Origin of the sequence: Nocardia sp. SYP-A9097 (assembly GCF_009649815.1) — a bacterium.
In the GTDB taxonomy this organism is placed as follows: domain Bacteria; phylum Actinomycetota; class Actinomycetes; order Mycobacteriales; family Mycobacteriaceae; genus Nocardia.
Genome location: NZ_WJIC01000001.1, coordinates 624,456 through 641,741 on the forward strand (window position 1 = coordinate 624,456; position 17,286 = coordinate 641,741).

Genomic DNA, 17,286 nt, shown 5'->3' on the forward strand with positions numbered 1-17,286 from the left:
ACTCCACGCGGGCCGCCACGCTATCGAGGCCAATTTGTGCCGTCTGAGCTGCGGATTGAATCGATGACAAACATTCATCAGAACCTTCTCTGTAACCCTTGTCACGCCAAGAAGTTAGTTGGTATTCTCGCGGACGACCAGACGGAAGGACACAGCATGACCACAGGTTTCCGGCCGCTCGACGAGCCGATCCGGTCCAGGCGCAATCACTGGGTCAACCAGGTCGCCGGGCACGCGGCCATGCGGCCGGACCATGTTGCCTTCCGGTTCAAGGGCGTGGACACCACGTGGAAGCGGTTGCACGAGCGTGCGGAGAAATTCGCCGACGCGCTCGCCCGTCGCGGGATCGGGTTAGGCGACCGCGTGCTCATCCTCGCCCTGAACTACACCGAGTACATCGAGGCCGTCATGGGCATCAATGCCCTCGGGGCCATCGCCGTGCCGGTGAATTTCCGGCTCACTCCGCCGGAGGTCGCCTATATCGTGGGCGACTCCGGCGCGAAGGCCATTGTCACCGATGTGCCGCTGCAGCCCTTGGCCGTCGGTGTCGCCGGACAGGCGGACGGCCTGGACACCATCGTGGTCATCAACGGGCAGACCGGTGACGGCGTCCTCGGTTTCGAGGATGCACTCGCCGAGGCGGGCGAACCCCATGCGCCACTGGACATTCCGGAGGACACCCCGGCGCTGATCATGTACACCTCGGGCACCACCGGCCGCCCCAAGGGTGCGGTACTGTCCTACGCCAACCTGAACGCGCAGGCCCTCACCTGTCTGCGCGCCATGGAGATCACCCCCGATTCCATCGGCTTCTGCAGCTCCCCGCTCTTCCACATCGCCGGATTGGGCAGCCTCACACCGTATTTCATGCTCGGCGGCAAGACCGTGCTGCATCCGCTGGGCGCGTTCGACGCCACCGATTTCCTGGACGCCATCGAAGCCGAGCAGGCCACCGCCGCCTTCTGCGTACCCGTACAGTGGCAGCTCATTTGTGAGGAACCCACCGTCAAACAGCGCAAACTGGCGCTGCGGGCGCTGTGCTGGGGCGCGGCCCCCGCCTCCGACACGGTGCTGCGAGCCATGGCCGACTGCTTCCCCGACGCCATCAATGTCGCGGTCTTCGGCCAAACCGAAATGTCGCCCATCACTTGCGTTCTCGAAGGCGCGGACGCCCTCACCAAACTCGGCTCGGTAGGCAAACCCATCCCCACCATCCAGGCCCGCATAGTCGACGACGAAATGAACGACGTCGCCCCCGGAACCATCGGCGAAATCGTCTACCGCGGCCCCACCATGATGCAGGGCTACTGGAACAAGCCCGAAGCCACCGTCGAAGCCTTCCACGGCGGCTGGTTCCACTCCGGCGACCTCGTCCGCGCCGACCCCGAAGGCTTCATCTACGTTGTCGACCGCAAAAAAGACATGATCATCTCCGGCGGCGAGAACATCTACTGCGCCGAGGTCGAAAACGTCCTCTACGCCCACCCCAAAATCCACGAAGCAGCGGTAATCGGCCGCCCCCACGAAAAGTGGGGCGAAGTCCCGGTAGCAGTGGTCGCCCTGATCGAGGGCGTCAACGACCTGACCCTGGAGGAAATAACCCCCTTCCTGAACGAATCCCTGGCCCGCTACAAACACCCCAAGGACCTGGTCATCGTCTCCGAACTCCCCCGCAACGCCAGCGGCAAGGTCCTCAAGGTAGAACTCCGCAAGTAGAACGGGTGTGAAAACCGGTCGATCAGTCTCACATCAACAACACATGCTGGGACGGGAAATGAAGACATGGTTCGTAGAGTTCTCGGCTACGTTGCCTGACGACGTGGAAGGCTTCGGGACGCGGTCTCGGCCGTACCGATGAATTTCGGGTGGATTCGTCGTCGATAACTCTGGATGTTCCGACGGACAGGAGTTCAGGGATGACGAGACCGTTTCGATTCGGGGTTGTTGCTCCGCTCAGGGGTGATGTGCCTACGTGGCGCGATCGGGCGCGGCGGGTTGCCGATAGTGGGTATTCGACGTTCTTGGTGCCGGACTTTCCGCTGATGCAACCGGCGCCCGGGCCCATGTTGGCCGCTGTCGCGGCGTTGACCGATTTGCGGGTGGGGTCGTGGGTTTATGCCTCTCCTTTGCGGCCGGCTTGGTTGACGGCTTGGGAAGCGCATTCGTTGTCGCTGCTGACCGAGGGGCGGTTCGAGATGGGGATCGGGACCGGGAGGCCGGGGATCGAGGACGAGCTTCGGGATAAGGGGATGCCCGCTGTGCCGCCGCCGCATGAGCGGTTGGCTCAGGTGCGGGAGACCGTTGGGCGCCTGCGGGAACTCGATGGCCCGGATCGGCATACGCCGGTGGCGATGGCCGTGTACGGGCCGAAGGCGCGGGCGTTGGCGGCTGAGGTCGCCGACACGGTGACCTTTGTGCTGGGGGATCAGCCTCGGGGTGAAGTCGCGCGAATGGCACACGACTTTCGTGCGCTTCCGAATATCGAACTCGCGCTTGCGGTTCCAGTTATCGGGGATGCGGTCGCGCCGCATATGGCACCGCCGAATACCGATACCGCCGCACTGCGCGCCGCGGACGCGATGACCGTACTGCCGGATGATCCGGCGGCCGCCATCGAGGAAATTCAGCGGCGGCGTGAGGAGATGGGTTTCTCCTACTTCGTTTTCGGTGCCGACTTCGCCGAGAGGTTCGCTCCGGTCGTGGCCAAGCTGGCCGGACAGTAGGCGGGTGTGCTCAGATCATGTCGTTCTTGGTGAGCCAGCGCATGATGGGCCAGCCGCAGAAGACCGGCAGCCAGCAGGTGAGGACTCGGTAGAGGAGGACGGCGGGGACCGCGATGGTCGCCGCTACTCCGAAGGCTGCGAGACCACCGATCAAAGCGGCCTCGACTGCGCCTACACCGCCGGGTGTCGGAGCGGCTGATGCCAGGGTGCCGCCGATCATCGTGACAATGGTGACCGTCACGAAAGTTGTACTGCCGCCGAAGGCTTCGATACTCGCCCAGAGGGCCAGGGCCATACCCAAAGTGGTGGTGGCGCAGCCGCCTATGATCATGGCCAGGCGGGCCGGGCGGCGGGCCAGGTCTTTCAATTGCGCCAGGACGTCTGCCAATTGCGGGCGCACCTCGTGCACCAGCCAGCGGCGGATCTTGGGGACGAACATGGTTACGCCGACCAGGCCGAGTAGGGCGCCTGCCACGAGATAGAGGACCGTCGCGCTCGGGACGAAATGCGAGAGGTTCGTCGAAACACCCGCTGCCACACTGAAGAACAGCAGCAGCACCAGGTGGGTGACGACCTGGATGGTCTGTTGCAGCGCGACCGCCGCGGTGGCCCGCACCGCGCCCAGGCCGCTCTTCTGCAGGAAGCGCACGCTCAGCGCCAGGCCGCCCACGCCCGCCGGGGTGGTGGTCGCGGCGAAGGTGTTGGCGACCTGCATGAGCAGCAGGTTGCGGAAGTTGACTTCTTCGGATGCGCAGGCCCACAACGCCATTGCCGCACCGAGATAGGTCAGGGCAGAGACGGTGAGGCCCAGTGCCGCCCACCACCAGTTCGCCTGTTGTAGTTCGGAGAAGAAGCCGGGTGCGGCGCTGATATACGGGTACGCCACGTACACCAGGCCGATGAGCAGTACCAGTTGAATGAACTGGTTGCGGGAGAACCGGGTGATGCGCGCGGCCTCGATCTTGTCCTGATCGGTCTGGACCGCCACCTCGTCGCGGGTGGCCTTCATGAGGTCGCCGGCATCGGGCACCGAATGCCGAACCTGTTCGGGGATAGCCGTTTTGGTGAGCCGCCGGGAGGCGCTGAGTACCCGATGCGGCCCCATCAATTCCAGGGCGGTGCGCACGGCGGTCTCCGGACCGAACAGTGCCGCCGAGGTGAGCAGCAGTTGCGCGATATCGGATTGGAACCGCACCTCGTAGGTGCCGAACTCGGACATCATGAAACCGCCGAATCGCACCTCGCCGTCCACGATTCGAATATCCTCGGCGCGTAGATCACCGTGCGAGATCTGTGCCTCGTGCAGGGTTTGCAGCGCCTGCCACACCTTGACGAGCATCTTCTCGCCGTCCGCGGCGGAGAACAGTTTACCGCGAGGCACGGTGTGCGCGTACATCATCCAGCCGCGATCCAGTGCGGCGACGGTCAGCGGCCGGTTGCTGCCCAGCCCGAGATCACCGATGGCGATACCCATGAGCGCGCGATGCTCGACCGCGCGCCGCATGGAGGCGAAGAGGGTCGGATACTCGCCGGGCCGAATCGTCAACCAGCGCCGCAATTGTCGCAGCGCGCTGCGGCTGCGCTGGTTCTGCCCGTACATCTCCACGGTCAGCGAGTCGGCCTCGGTTTTGGCCGAGAGCACCAGCGGCCCGCGCCCGGCCGGACGCACCACATGGAATGCCGTCACCTGAAAACCGCGGCGCGCCAACACCCGTACGGCCGCGTCGAGCGGAACCTCCAGTGCGGGCGTGCCGACCACCAGCACGATGATCGCGCCCACCAGCCAGCCCACCGCGAGTCCGAGCAGGGCGCGCGCGGGCACCACCAGCGACACCACCAGGTGGATCGGCACGAAGGCCAGCAGCAGCGTCCACCACCAGCGCCGCCAGCGTGCGGGCAGCCACGGGCTCGCCACGGTGAGCGTGGCCGCCAGCATGGCGATCCAGCGTGGATCGTCCAGGAATTGCGACAGGAAGGTATTGACCTGCTCGGGCTCGGACAGATGCCAGCGCGGCGCGCTGAATCCGGTGTCGGTCATGGAGAACAGCAGCAGCGCGATCAATCCGGCGGACAGGAAGCCGCCCAGCAGTTTCCACTGCCGACTCCAGATGAGCCGCACCAGAATCGCGAACGGCAGCGCCAGAATCGCTATGCCGTACAGGATGTAGACCAGATTGGACTGCTCCGGCGTCAGGAATCCGACAATGTCGGAGACCGAGCGCTCCAGCGCCTCCCACTGCGGGCGGGTGATGAGTGAGCCGGTGATGATGACGGCGGTCAGCACCGCGGACAGCACGACACGCAGAATGTCGCTGGTCCGCCGGATCCGCGGCTGCAGCAGGCTGCCGGAGACAGGAATTTCCCGTCCGTCGACTCGCATGTCCTATGGGCGCTTTCGGATCGTGGGAACGACTGCGGTCCCATGGTCGGCTCGGGGTGGGGTGTCCGGTCGGCGGCAAGCCGACTTTCCAACCCGCCGGTTACCGTAACCCGTCGCGGACTCCGATCGGGACGACCCCGCCCGCCGCGCCGACATGTCGTGCCCGTTCGTGCCGCGCTGTGCGAGTATCGGCCGGTGGTACCTGATCTTCGTGTGTGTTTCCTGGGTGAGTCGTTCGTGGCGGGGATAGGTGATCGAAAATGCCTGGGCTGGGCGGGCCGTCTCGCGGTCCGCGCCGCCGCGGCCGGACAGCCGCTCAGCTACTACAACCTGGGGATTCGCCGGGAAACCAGTACCGAGTTACGCGCCCGCTGGGAGGCCGAGTGCACACCCCGGCTGCCCGCCGGAGCGGACTGTCGAGTGGTGATCTCCACCGGCGTCAATGATTCGCAATTCGAGCACGGCCGCCTCCGCGTCGATCCCGCGGACTCGGTGGAGAACCTCGCCGCCATCCTGCGCGGCGTGCGGGAAAAAGGCTGGCAGACAATGGTCGTCGCGCCCCCGCCGAATGTGGACGAGGATCACAATCAGCGGCTGCTGGCTCTGGATGCCCGTTTCGCGGAACTCTGTGACAGCGCCGATGTGCCGTATCTGCGTGCGCACCAACAATTGCGGGACAATCGGATCTGGATGCGCGAGGTCGCCGCCACCGACGGCTACCACCCCGACGCACCCGGCTACGAAGAATTCGCCGCACTGCTCGCACCGCACTGGCTGCGGTGGCTCGGCACGCCCGGTTCAGGACTTCCGGCGGTCGGCTGAATGCCGCCCGGTGTCCGGGCCGAGGAACTGCTCCACCATGGGTGTGATCTGCGGCGGCCGTTTGGTCGCCAGACCCGAGCCGACCAGTACGCCCAATGCGATGGCCAGCACCGTCAGCGTGGTGGTCACCAGTACGTGCAGCCCGTTCGCATCGGATTCGGCCACCAGCTGCGACACCCCGGCGAATCCGATACCGCCGGGCACCAGCATCCAGAAGGCGGGCAGGAACGCCACCTGGGTCGGCGGGGCATTTCGATTGCGCTGCACCAGATATGCCGCGGGCACCGCCACCATGCCACCCAGGAACGACCCCAGCAGTCCGCCGCCGATCTGCACACCGAGCCGCTGCGCCGCGAACGCCGCGTACAGCACCACCAGCAGCCAGGGCAGTGACTTCGGCGGTGCGCTGGCCCGCCAGGAGTGTCCGAGCCCGATCAGCAATACGCCGAGAACCGGTGCCCACCAACCCAATTGATGCATATGATCGGGTGGATTGGAGCGATTCGGGCCGAGCAGCTGTAAGCCGATGAGTACGCCGAAGGCCAGCAGGAACAGTTTGTTCAAGCCATAGATGGTGCGGCTCGCACCCGCCACCATCGAGCCGGTCGCCAATTCGATGGAGCCATTGGTGAGCGTCGCGCCCGGCAGCAGCGTGGAGACGCCCGGCACCAGCAGCTGCTGTGGATTGCCACCGCCCAGCGCGTGCGGAAAACCGAAGGCCAGCAAGGTGACCGCGCCACCGGCGAGCACCGGCAGGCCCAGCGAGATCAGTGGCATCCGGTCGGCGATCATGATCAGCAACTGCACCACCAGGCCGATCACGATATAGCCGGGCAGGGCATTGGCGGTCGGGTTGAGCATGAGCCCCAGGCCCGTGGTCAGCACCACATTGCCGAGCAGCATGAGCCACACCGCGGTCGGCGGCGGCGAATCGAGGATCCGCGCGAGCGCGAGCGTGGCCTGCCGGGGCGGGGGCACCTTGTGTTTGATCTCGTCGATGAGCTTGTACAGCGCGGCGATCTGATCCAGCCGCAGCGTATCCACACTGGTCTCGAGCAGGTCCACGGCCGTACCGCGGGAATCGTGCACGCGCACGAAAATGCCGGTGGGCAGGACGAAGAAGTGCACCTCATCGGCGTCGTAGCGGCGGGCCAGATCATCCAGAATGCGCTGCACCTGATTGGTGGTCTCACCGGAGGCGATGAGCGCCACACCCATATGCCGCAGCAAATCGAGTAGATCGGCGGAGACGGGCGGCTCCTCCGGTTCGGGCGCGTCCTCGGGCGGCTCCGGTGGAGCGGCGCTGACCCGGCGCAGCCAGCGGTCCATGGATCCGGCGGCGCGGCGGGTCGCGCGGTAGAGCCGGCCGCTCACGGGGCGCGGAGCCCTGCGGTGCTGAGGCTGATGTTGTTCGGGTTCAGTGGGATTCACGCGCCTCCTTCCGCCCCCTTCGCGAGTCGGCTACTTTTCGGCTAACTCACCCTAGCTCGCGCGCTTCGACTAATTCGGTTCGCCTCACGCCGGTCATCTGCGAGCATGGGCGATGTGCCGGAACCCCGAATCGCATCCCCGGTCGTCCCGGCCGGTGACGCCGGGATGTGCCTACCGGTTGCGCCGTCCATAACCTGATTGCATGGATATCGACACGCGACTGCTGCGTTACTTCCTGGCGGTCGCGGAGACCGAGTCCCTGCCGCTGGCAGCGCAGCGGCTGCACGTCGCCCAACCGGCCCTCGCCACCCAGATCAAACAGCTGGAACAACAACTCGGCGTGGAGCTCTTCATCCGATCCCGCGCGGGCTGGACACTCACCGCCGCGGGAAAGGTACTCACCGAACGGGTTCCCGGACTCCTCGGCGCCTGGGACCACATCCTGCGCGACACCAAGAGTGATGCCAGCCGGGCCGCCCGCGTCCTGCGCCTGGGCTGCGTGCACAGCGCCGCCGACGGGCACATTCCGGAGATCATCCGCGTCTTCCACCGGCTGCACCCGGACTGGCAGGTCGATATCCATCAGGGCGGCTGGACCGACCCCACCGCCGGACTCGACGAGGGCGATGTGGATGTCGCGCTGCTACGACTACCGTTCCCCGGCCAGGACGGCTACTACGTGCGCGAACTCTTCACCGAACCGCGCTGGATCGCACTACCGGACAATCACCCGCTCGCCGAACGCGAGGACATCGCCTTCCGCGAACTCTGGGATGAACCCTATGTCGCCTCACCTGCCGAAACCGGCTGGTGGCGCGATTATTGGATGGGATTGGACGCCCGGCCCGCCGACACCGCCATTATCGGAGCCATTGCCCGCAATACCGACGAGTGGCTGCGCGCCATCGCCAATGGGTACGGCGTCAGCTTCACCCCGGCCTCCACCGCCGCCACCAATGCCCATCCGGGCGTGGTGTTCCGGCCCGTACACGGCATCGGTCAGACCCGGGTCGCGCTGGTCTGGCCGGACGCCTCCGAGGCGGATCCCATTGTGCGGTACTTCATTCGGTGCTGCACCGACATCATGGGACAGCAGGCCGGCGACGGCCGCCGCACCTCATAGCGGCGCTGCCTGCCCCAGCCGCAGCTGTGCGGCCACCCGCGCGACCCGCTCACCCAAGTGCGCGCAGGTGCGAATATCGGCCCGGGACACGGCATCCGGCGGCAGATCGGTATCGGTCTGCGCACCCGCGCCCAGCCAGAAACCGAGCCGGTTCATATCCTCCGGACTTGCCGTGCCGGAATTCCAGCCCGCCACCAAACCCAGGTTCACCCAATGCATATGGTGCTGCGCGGCCAGAATCGTCATGGACATGAGCGCATGCAGTTTGTCACCGCTCATGGCCCCGGAATTGGTGAAACCCGCCGCGACCTTGTCCTGCCAGCTGCCCTCGACACAACGGCGAGAAGTGGCCTCCGCGAAGGTTTTGAAGGCCGCCGACACATCACCCAGATAGGTGGGGCTGCCGAAGACAATGCCGTCCGAGCTGTCCAGAGCATCCCAATCGTCCTGGGTGATCCGGTCGACAGCCACCACGGTTGTGCGCGCGTTCGCCAGTCGCGCACCCTCCGCCACCGCCTCCGCGAGCACCTCGGTATGCCCCCAGCCGGAGTGGTAGGCGATGACAATGCTTGGGCGGGAACCGTTTTCGATACCGTTCATGAAGACAAGCCTGGCCCGACCCGGATTTCACGTCCAATACCCGCATTCATAACCTGAGGGAATGGACATCGACACGCGACTGCTGCGCTACTTCGTCGCCGTCGCGGAGGAGGGGCACGTCACCCGGGCCGCTCAACGGCTCTACGTGTCCCAGCCCGCGCTGACCAAACAGATCAAACAACTCGAAAACCAGCTCGGCGTGGAGCTTTTCACGCGCTCCCGCACCGGAATGACACTCACCGAACCCGGACGCGTCTTCGCCGAGCACGCTCCCGTGCTACTGGCCGGCTGGGACCGCATGCTGCGGGACACCAAGAGCGGCGCCAGCCGGGCCGGGAAGGTACTGCGCATCGGGTTCATCGCAAGCGCCGCAAACGAATTCACGCCCGAGATCGTGTCCGCCTTCCGGCGCGCGCATCCCGGCTGGCGGGTCGATATGCGGCAGACCGGGTGGACCGATCCGAGCGCCGGACTCGCCGACGGGGATGTGGACGCGGCACTGGTCCGACTCCCATTCCCCGGGCACGACGGCTACCGCACCCGGGAGCTGTTCACCGAACCGCGCTGGCTCGCCCTGCCCGCCGACCATCCGCTCGCCGCCACCGCGGAGATCGAATTCCGGGATATCTGGGATGAGCCATTCGTCGCCTCACCACCGGAAAATGGCTGGTGGCGCGACTTCTGGATAGGCGCGGACGCCCGGCCCGCGGCCACCGCCGTTATCGGGGCCATCGCCCGCAATACCGACGAATGGCTGACCGCCATCGCCAATGGCTTCGGACTCAGCTTCACCCCCGCCTCCTCGGCCCGCTACTACCCGCGCCCGGGCATCGTCTACCGGCCGGTGAACGGCATCGGCCCCAGCCGCGTCGCCGTGGCTTGGCCCGCCTCGGCCGCCACCTCGCCGCTGGTGAATGATTTCATCGGCTGCTGTGTGGATGTCTGCGCGCAGAGTCCGCACGTGGGGCAGCAGCCGGCCGCCGTGATCGAAACGCCCTGACACCCTTCGCTATCCAGACAGGCGATCTACTCCAGTATCGCCATCGCGGCATTGTGGCCACCAACCCCGCTCACGCCTCCACCACGAATCGCGCCCGCACCGCACAGCAGGATGTTCGGGTGCGTGGTGGCCACGCCCCAGCGGGCTGCGGGGGAGCCGTCGGAATCGGCGGGGAGATAGGGGAATTCGAGATCCCGGTGGAAGATATGACCGCCGGGCAGGCCGATATCGCGCTCCAGATCCGCCGGGGATTTCGCCTCCAGGCAGGGATTTCCGTCGCCGTCGAGGGCCAGGCAGTCGCGAATGGGTTCGGCCAGCACCGAATCCAATTGGGCGAGAGTGGCATCGACGAGTCGTGCCTTCGTGCCCTCCGGGTCTGCCGCGAAAAGCCCGGCGGGAGTGTGTAATCCGAAGAGGGTGAGGGTGTGTGCGCCCTGGGTGCGCAACTCCGGTGACAGGATCGAGGGATCGGTCAGGGTGTGGCAGTAGATCTCCGCGGGTGGGGCAGAGGGGAGTTGCCCGCCAGCGGCTTCCCGATATGCCTGCGCCAGTTGGGAACTGGACTCGGCGATATGGAACGTGCCCGCGAAGGCATCGACCGGATCTACCGAGGTATCGCGGAGTTTCGGTAGGCGGCGCAGCAGCATATTGATCTTGAGTTGGGAGCCCTCGGGTCGCTCGGCGGTTTCGCCGAGCAGCCGGGCCAGCTCATAGGGTGCGGCATTCGCCAGCACATATCCGGCGGACACGGTGCCCGCGCGATCTCCTGTCGTGAAGTCGACTTCGGCTGTGCTGCCGTCGGTTTCGATACCTGTCACGGCGCAACCGGTAATGATCTCCGCCCCGGCCGCCCGCGCCGCCGTCGCCAGGGCATCGGTCAGTGCGCCCATACCGCCGACCGGGACATCCCAGTCGCCGGTGCCGCCGCCGATCACGTGATAGAGGAAGCAGCGATTCTGTAGCAGTGACGGATCGTGCGCATGGGTGAAGGTGCCGATCAGCGCATCGGTGAGGACCACCCCGCGCACGGTGTCATCGGCGAATTCCCGCTCCACCCAGTCACCCAGGGGGCGTTCGAAAATCGACTCCCATATCGCGGAATCGGCTACGGTGCCGCGTATTTCGTCGCGGGTGGGCAACGGCCGAGTGAGTGTGGGGAACACCCGCTGTGCGAGTTCGGCCGTGCGCGCGTAGAAGTCCTGCCAGGCTCGGAAGTCCTTGTCCGAGCCGGTGACTCGCTCGAAACTCGCCCGGGTCCGCGCCTCGGAACCGTTGTCCACCAGCAGTCCGCCCGCACCGACCGGCGTATAGGAGGAGATGCGGCGTTTGCGAGTCTCGAAGCGCAGCCCCAGTTCTCGCACGATCTGCTGCGGCAGCAGGCTCACCAGATACGAGTACCGGGACAGTCGCGCGTCCACACCCGGGAACACCCGGGACGAGACGGCCGCGCCGCCGGTGTGGTCCTGCCGCTCCAGCACCAGTACCGACCGCCCGGCCCGCGCCAGATACGCGGCGGCTACCAGGCCATTGTGGCCGCCACCGACCACCACCACGTCGTATCGCGCCCGTGCGGGCACGCCCGGAGCTGTCTCGTCGCTCATGAAAGCGACTCTAGGCCCCCAAGTCCAGAGCCCCTCGAAGTTGTCAGCGGCTCGCCTGGTACAGCGCCGCCAGGTGGCTGAACAGCACGGACGCGCCGATCGGGTTACCGCCGCCGGGATAGGTCGTGCCACTCGGCGCGGCCATGGTGTTGCCCGCCGCGTACAGCCCGGGGATGGGCGTCCCGGCCTCGGTCAGCACCCGGCCGACGGTATCTGTGCGCAGTCCGCCCTTGGTGCCGAGGTCCGAGATTCCGAAGGCGGCAGCGTGGAACGGCCCCTTCACAATCGGGGCCAGCGGCGATGCACCATTGGAGAAGGCGCGATCGTAGGCTTCATCGCCGCGCCCGAAGTCCGCGTCCACCCCGGCGGCGGCCTGTTCGTTGAACCGCGCCACCGTGGCGGCGAGCGCGTCCCCCGGCACGCCGATCTCGGCGGCCAGCTCCTCCAGCGTGTCGGCGGTGTGCCAGAGCCCGGCCTCGACGTACTTCTCGGTCTCCACCATGGGCACATTGCTCGCCTTGATCGGCGGCACAACGCCTTCGGAGTCGTCGTAGATCATCCAGAACGGCAGGCTCACCGAGCCGCCGTCCGTATGCTCGATAATCTCCCGGCCCAGCCGGTCGTACGGCGCGGACTCGTTCACGAATCGCGCACCGGCCTGATTCACGAAGATGCCGCCGGTGAACCACAGCGCGAACGCGGCGCGGCCATCCGGGTGGATCAGGCCCGGCGACCACCAGGCCTGATCCATCAGATCGGTGTCCGCGCCGATCGCCATTCCTGCTTCATGCGCCTTGCCGAGATTTCCCCACGGCCCCATGGTGTCTCGTGTGACGCCGGGTACGCCGAAGCGCTGCCGCAGTTCGTCATTGCCTTCGAATCCGCCCGCCGCCAACAGGACTCCCTTACGAGCCCGGATCGCACTGCGTTCGCCCGCGTGCTCGACGATCGCGCCGACCACCGCGCCATCCTCGACGACCAACTCCACCAGCGCGGTATTCAATCGCAGAAGCATTGGGGTACTTGGCCATTGCCAGCAGGAAGCGTCCGACCAGGGCGCGCCCGCCGATCAGATAGTCCGGCTGTGGCGCACCATGCCGGTCGGTGGCGAGCGGCCCGCGCACGGACTCACTCAGCTCGCCCAGTTTCGCGGCGGCGAGGGGCTTGGGAATGATGTGCCGCTTGCCGTCCAGTCGCGCCTTGGGGGCCTTGCCGTAGTAGTCCGGCCACGGGAACATCTGGAACGAGATGCTCGGATCGCTCTCCAGATACTCGATCGCCTGCGCGCCGCCGCGCACATACGCCTCCTGGAGTTCGGCGGGCGTGCGATCGCCGACCACGGCGCGGTAGTAGGTGAGCGCGTCCTCGAACGTGTCGTCCACACCCTCGCGCCGCAATACCGGATTGCACGGGAACCACATTCCGCCGCCACCCGAGTACGAGGTGGTGCCACCGAATTTCTCGGTCGCCTCCACCAGCAGCACCGTCAGCCCTTAGCGCGCCGCCGTATACGCTCCGGCCAGGCCGCCGCCCGATCCGGCGACCAGCACATCGACCTCATTGTCCCAGTACGTCACCACAACTCCCTGCTCTCGTCTCTGCTCGACGGTAGGACGCGAGGGCGGGCCACGCATACGAATGTCGCGATAGCCAGGAATCGGCGGCGGCCTACGGGACCAGCACGATCTTGCCGCGCACCCGCCCGGATTCACTGAGCCGATGTGCCCGAGCCACGTCCGCGAATGGCATGACACTTGCCACCTCGACCCGCAGCAGGCCGCGATCGACCAGCGTCGCGATCTCACGCAGATCCGCACCGGACGGGGCCACATAGGTGCGGTGGAAGCGCGGATCATCGAGCGCGTCATCGCGCTGTGCGTCGATGAGACGGCCGTCCGGAGTCAGGATCGAGAGCGAGCGTTCGCCGTACTCGCCGCCGACGAGATCGAACACCACATCCACCGGCGGGGTCACCGTCGTGAAATCTGTTGTCCGGTAATCGATCACCTCATCCACGCCGAGGGAACGCAGGAACTCGTGATTATCCGAGCGCGCCGTGCCGATCACATACGCGCCGTGCAGTTTGGCGATCTGCACCGCGAGATGTCCGACGCCACCCGCCGCGGCATGGACCAGAACCCGTTGCCCCGGAGCGATTTTCGTCAGGGCATGCCAGGCGGTGAGCACCGCGGTCGGCAGGGCGGCGGCCTGCGAATGGTCGATGCTCGCGGGCTTGGGTGCGAGGTAATCCGCTGGGACGACCACATATTCGGCGTACGCGCCCGAACGACTCAACACCATGCCATATACCTCATCGCCGATGCCGAAATCGGTTACCCCCGAACCTGTCTCGGCCACGGTCCCGGAGACGTCGAAGCCCAGGGTGAAGGGCGGCGGGCCCAGCTTGTCGACCTCCCCGGTGCGGAGTTTCCAGTCGGCCGCGTTCACCGAGGTGGCGGCGACGCGCACCAGCACCTCACCCGCGCCGGGGTGTGGCCGCTCCACCTCCACCAGCTCCAGTACTTCCGGTCCGCCGAGGGCTTGTTGAGTGATCGCTCGCATGCCTTCGATTCTTCGGCTCGTAGTATCTTCTCGGAAGAAGGCACTAAATAGATCCCGAGGTTCCTGATGGATACCGTCTTCGACATGGAGAAATCCACCGATCTGGTGGAGGACTATCTGAAGCGCTGCCCGGCACGCGATGTACTCGCGGTGCTCGCCGACAAATGGGTGCTACTGGTACTCGGAGTCCTTCGGGCCGGCGAGCATCCGATTCGATTCAACGAGTTACGCCGCCGACTCGACGGCATCACCCAGAAAGTGCTCACCCGCACCCTGCGCGACCTGGAGCGCGACGGCCTGGTCCGGCGCGCGGTCTATCCCACGGTGCCACCGCGAGTCGAGTATTCACTCACACCGCTCGGGGCCGATCTCGGGCGACTCACCCACGCCATGGGGCAGTGGGCACTCGCACACGTGGACGAAATCGGTACCGCCCGAGCGGCATTCGACGAGCGTGCGGCCCGCGAGCCGCAGCCGCTCAGCTCCTGACGGCCAGCAGGCAGCCCTGCGGGGTGCGCTCATCGGGCAGCGCGGTGCGGGACATGCGCGCTGTGACGATGAAGCCGAGTTCCTCGAGAGTGGCGGCCAGCGTGTCCGGGGCCCAGCGGTAGGAGGGCGCGACCTTGTGGTCATGCTCCTGGATGCCGCGCGATTCATCGGAGGCTTGGAAGGCGAACAGTGCGTGACCACCCGGGCGCAGCACGCGCGCGAATTCACCCAGCACGGCGGGGATTCGATGCGGGGGAGTGTGAATGATGGAGTACCAGGCCACGATTCCCGCCAGCGAGGCATCGGCCAGATCCAGTTTCTCCATCGAGCCGACCTCGAACCGCAGGTGCGGCGCGGTCGCCCGGGCACGACTGATCATCTCGGCGGACAGGTCGAGGCCGAAAACGTTCAGCCCCAAGGAATCCAGATAGCGCGCTGCCCGGCCCGGACCACAGCCCAGATCGGCGACCAGCCCGCTCTCGGTGCCGTGCACCCCGGCAGCGAACACATCGAGCATGGCCCGATCGAAGGGATTCTCCTCGATCGGTTGCCCGAACGTGGTGGTGTACAGCTCCGCTATCTCGTCATAGCTCTCTCGGGTCACCCGCACATCGTCGATCTCGGTCATGGCAGTGACTCTAGGTGCGAGCCGATCAGAAGCCGGTAGCCCCCGTCGACGGGGTGCGCAGATCGTGATCTTCATCCCCCGCGCGGACCCGAAGTGTCGTGTACGGACCCATCCGGGTGCGCAGCGGCCACAGCGCGAACTCCACGAACTGCCGGAAATCGCGATACAGCACCGGGCGATACAGGCCGTGCCGCCACACCGGGCGAGCCGCCTCCGGACGCTGCCAGCCATTGGCGCGCATGAGCCCGGTAATCCGCGGGTGCAGGCCGAGACCGGCCTCCGCATCCAGGCGCACCCGCAGGCCGTCGGTGTCACGCAGGAAATGCGCGGTGCCGCGATCGCCGGCATCGATTGTGGCCTCGGTGTTTTCGGGCAGGGCCGCCACCACCACCGCGAGATCGTCGAAGAACTGCCGCCATTCGCGTTCGGCCGCCCGGCGCGCGGTCCGCTGCTGCTCGATGATCAACTGCCGGGCGCGTTCGGCGGGATTCACCAGATACAGCTCGACCGTATTGTCGTCCGGCACAACACCTATGCACAGATTCGGCGACGACCAGACCGGGCCGTGCGCATGCCAGAGCGTGCCGTGAATCGGTGCGCCGAACTCGGTGCGCAGGCCGTCCACCGCGCGGGTCACCGCCGCCGTCAATTGTTCCCGGACCTCGGCGGGCGGACCCTCCTCGTACAGGTGGGATTCGATACTGTCGGACAAGGTGATACACACCGACTCCAGCCGGTCACCGTCGTAGCAGAATCTGGCGCGGGAATGATCCACGCGCAGTTCGGTTTTGACCGGGACCAGGCGATCCGCCGGGCCGGGCTCGCCCTCCAGTTGCCAGCCGATCCGCTCGGCGAAAGCGGTGATATCCGCGCGCGTCCAGGACCACTCGAATTCCCTTGCGGCGCGGGCGATATCGATACCGCTGGGCACATCCACGCGCAGCGGGCCGATATCGAATCCGTACGGGGCATTGCTGCGCAGGAATTCGGCGCGCTGGGTGCGGGCGGTCGCATGCGCGGGAATACCCAGCGCCTCGATCTCCAGATCCTCGCCGCCCTCGATCCAGGCATCGGCCACCAGCTCGGTGACGGCCTGTACCTCCAACATGCGCAGCGCCTCCACGGCGCGGGCGGCGAAATGACCGATGGCGGTGCGGCCCGCATCGCGTCGCAGTTTGCGCCACCAGTTCGCGTCCTCGGTGGGCGTCCAGCCCTGTGCCACCAGGAGATCGCCGACCTCGTCGCCGTAACGCCAAGTGGGGTCGATGAATTCGCTGCGACTCAGCTCACCGGTGAATTCGCCCGGCTCCACCGCGAATTGGACGTACCTGCCGCCGGGGGCGGTGATCACCAGGCGCGCGTCGGTGGGTAGTGACTCCAGATAGTCGGCGAGATCCTCGGTGAACCGGCCCCAGCCGCCGAGCCCGGCGCGCCGGCGTGCGCCCTCATGCCGCTTGTCCATCCAGAAGCGCTGGTCCAGGGGATTCACCAGCATGAGATCGACCGTATTGGGGCCGATCGCCAAGCCCGCCAATAGATTCGGGAAGATCCAAGCCGGTCCGTCATCGGGTCCCGCGCCGGATTCGGGCTCACCCCATACTTCGATGAAGGCCGCGCGCACCCGGGCCAGCGCATCGGCGAGCAGTTCGGGATTACCGGTCGCGGGGCAATCCGATACCGGAACCCGCACATACTGGAGCCTGCGCCCGCTGCCCCAGAACATGGCTGAATCCCACCAGATATTCAGCCCGGTACGCGAGAACACCGCACCGTGGCGCATGGTGCCCACCGGTTCCGGTGTAGCCCAGCCCACTCGGCGCGCGAAGCTGCGGACATCGGTCGCATCCCAGCTCCAGCCGAACCGCACCGCCGCCCGGACGATCTCGATCGCACCCGCACTGTCCACCCGAACCTCGAAACCCACCCC

General features: G+C 66.4%; 13 protein-coding genes and 1 pseudogene. 6 read left to right on the top strand and 8 right to left on the bottom strand.

Annotated elements, in window-relative coordinates:
* The first annotated feature begins 156 nt into the window (after positions 1–156).
* Entirely contained in the window at positions 157–1,716 is a 1,560-nt protein-coding gene (gene fadD5, locus GFY24_RS02820) for a fatty-acid--CoA ligase FadD5 (RefSeq protein ID WP_153803315.1), read from the top strand.
* A gap of 200 nt (positions 1,717–1,916) precedes the next feature.
* Positions 1,917–2,723: an LLM class flavin-dependent oxidoreductase gene (locus tag GFY24_RS02825; protein ID WP_153803316.1), complete on the top strand. Its 807-nt coding sequence runs from the start codon at positions 1,917–1,919 to the stop codon at positions 2,721–2,723.
* A 10-nt stretch (positions 2,724–2,733) separates the two neighbouring features.
* On the opposite strand, the gene GFY24_RS02830 is transcribed toward GFY24_RS02825, so the two are convergent.
* Positions 2,734–5,103 (bottom strand): lysylphosphatidylglycerol synthase transmembrane domain-containing protein, encoded by a 2,370-nt coding sequence (locus tag GFY24_RS02830; RefSeq protein ID WP_153803317.1) that lies wholly within the window; start codon positions 5,101–5,103, stop codon positions 2,734–2,736.
* 213 nt (positions 5,104–5,316) lie between these two features.
* On the opposite strand from GFY24_RS02830, the gene GFY24_RS02835 reads away from it, so the two are divergent.
* Positions 5,317–5,925, top strand: a complete 609-nt coding sequence (locus GFY24_RS02835; RefSeq protein WP_309230367.1) for a GDSL-type esterase/lipase family protein — start codon at positions 5,317–5,319, stop codon at positions 5,923–5,925.
* Here GFY24_RS02835 and GFY24_RS02840 read toward each other — a convergent pair.
* Positions 5,902–7,356 carry a threonine/serine exporter ThrE family protein gene (locus GFY24_RS02840; RefSeq protein WP_153803319.1) on the bottom strand — a complete coding sequence of 485 codons (1,455 nt, stop codon included), beginning with the start codon at positions 7,354–7,356 and terminating at the stop codon, positions 5,902–5,904. The two genes, GFY24_RS02835 and GFY24_RS02840, sit on opposite strands and share 24 nt — an antisense overlap.
* A 202-nt stretch (positions 7,357–7,558) precedes the next feature.
* Here GFY24_RS02840 and GFY24_RS02845 point away from each other — a divergent pair, with 202 nt between their 5' ends.
* A complete protein-coding gene (locus GFY24_RS02845) occupies positions 7,559–8,479 on the top strand; it encodes a LysR family transcriptional regulator (RefSeq protein WP_153803320.1) in 921 nt (306 codons plus the stop codon).
* On the opposite strand, the gene GFY24_RS02850 is transcribed toward GFY24_RS02845, so the two are convergent.
* On the bottom strand, positions 8,474–9,079 hold the full coding sequence (locus tag GFY24_RS02850; RefSeq protein WP_153803321.1) for a flavodoxin family protein: 606 nt from the start codon (positions 9,077–9,079) through the stop codon (positions 8,474–8,476). The genes GFY24_RS02845 and GFY24_RS02850 overlap by 6 nt on opposite strands.
* Positions 9,080–9,140: 61 nt before the next feature.
* On the opposite strand from GFY24_RS02850, the gene GFY24_RS02855 reads away from it, so the two are divergent.
* Complete coding sequence (locus tag GFY24_RS02855; protein WP_153803322.1) at positions 9,141–10,079, top strand: LysR family transcriptional regulator; 939 nt, start codon at positions 9,141–9,143, stop codon at positions 10,077–10,079.
* 26 nt (positions 10,080–10,105) lie between these two features.
* Here GFY24_RS02855 and GFY24_RS02860 read toward each other — a convergent pair whose 3' ends face one another.
* The 3 genes and pseudogenes from GFY24_RS02860 to GFY24_RS02870 all read right to left on the bottom strand — a co-directional run bounded on the left by GFY24_RS02860 (position 10,106) and on the right by GFY24_RS02870 (position 14,242).
* Positions 10,106–11,680 (bottom strand): NAD(P)/FAD-dependent oxidoreductase, encoded by a 1,575-nt coding sequence (locus tag GFY24_RS02860; protein ID WP_153803323.1) that lies wholly within the window; start codon positions 11,678–11,680, stop codon positions 10,106–10,108.
* Positions 11,681–11,723: 43 nt separating this feature from the next.
* Positions 11,724–13,257 (bottom strand): annotated as a pseudogene (locus GFY24_RS02865) (FAD-binding protein).
* Positions 13,258–13,348: 91 nt separating this feature from the next.
* Positions 13,349–14,242, bottom strand: coding sequence for an NADP-dependent oxidoreductase (locus tag GFY24_RS02870; protein ID WP_153803324.1), 894 nt, complete (start codon positions 14,240–14,242; stop codon positions 13,349–13,351).
* A gap of 66 nt (positions 14,243–14,308) precedes the next feature.
* Between GFY24_RS02870 and GFY24_RS02875 the strand changes: the two genes are divergently transcribed.
* Complete coding sequence (locus GFY24_RS02875; protein WP_153803325.1) at positions 14,309–14,731, top strand: helix-turn-helix domain-containing protein; 423 nt, start codon at positions 14,309–14,311, stop codon at positions 14,729–14,731.
* Here the strand turns inward: GFY24_RS02875 and GFY24_RS02880 are convergent.
* Together GFY24_RS02880 and GFY24_RS02885 are read right to left on the bottom strand one after the other, a co-directional pair.
* The gene (locus GFY24_RS02880) at positions 14,721–15,359 is read right to left on the bottom strand and encodes a class I SAM-dependent methyltransferase (protein WP_153803326.1); all 639 of its coding nucleotides are present in this window, start codon (positions 15,357–15,359) and stop codon (positions 14,721–14,723) included. The genes GFY24_RS02875 and GFY24_RS02880 overlap by 11 nt on opposite strands.
* 25 nt (positions 15,360–15,384) lie before the next feature.
* The gene (locus GFY24_RS02885; protein WP_153803327.1) at positions 15,385–17,283 is read right to left on the bottom strand and encodes a DUF6301 family protein; all 1,899 of its coding nucleotides are present in this window, start codon (positions 17,281–17,283) and stop codon (positions 15,385–15,387) included.
* Positions 17,284–17,286 lie beyond the last annotated feature (3 nt).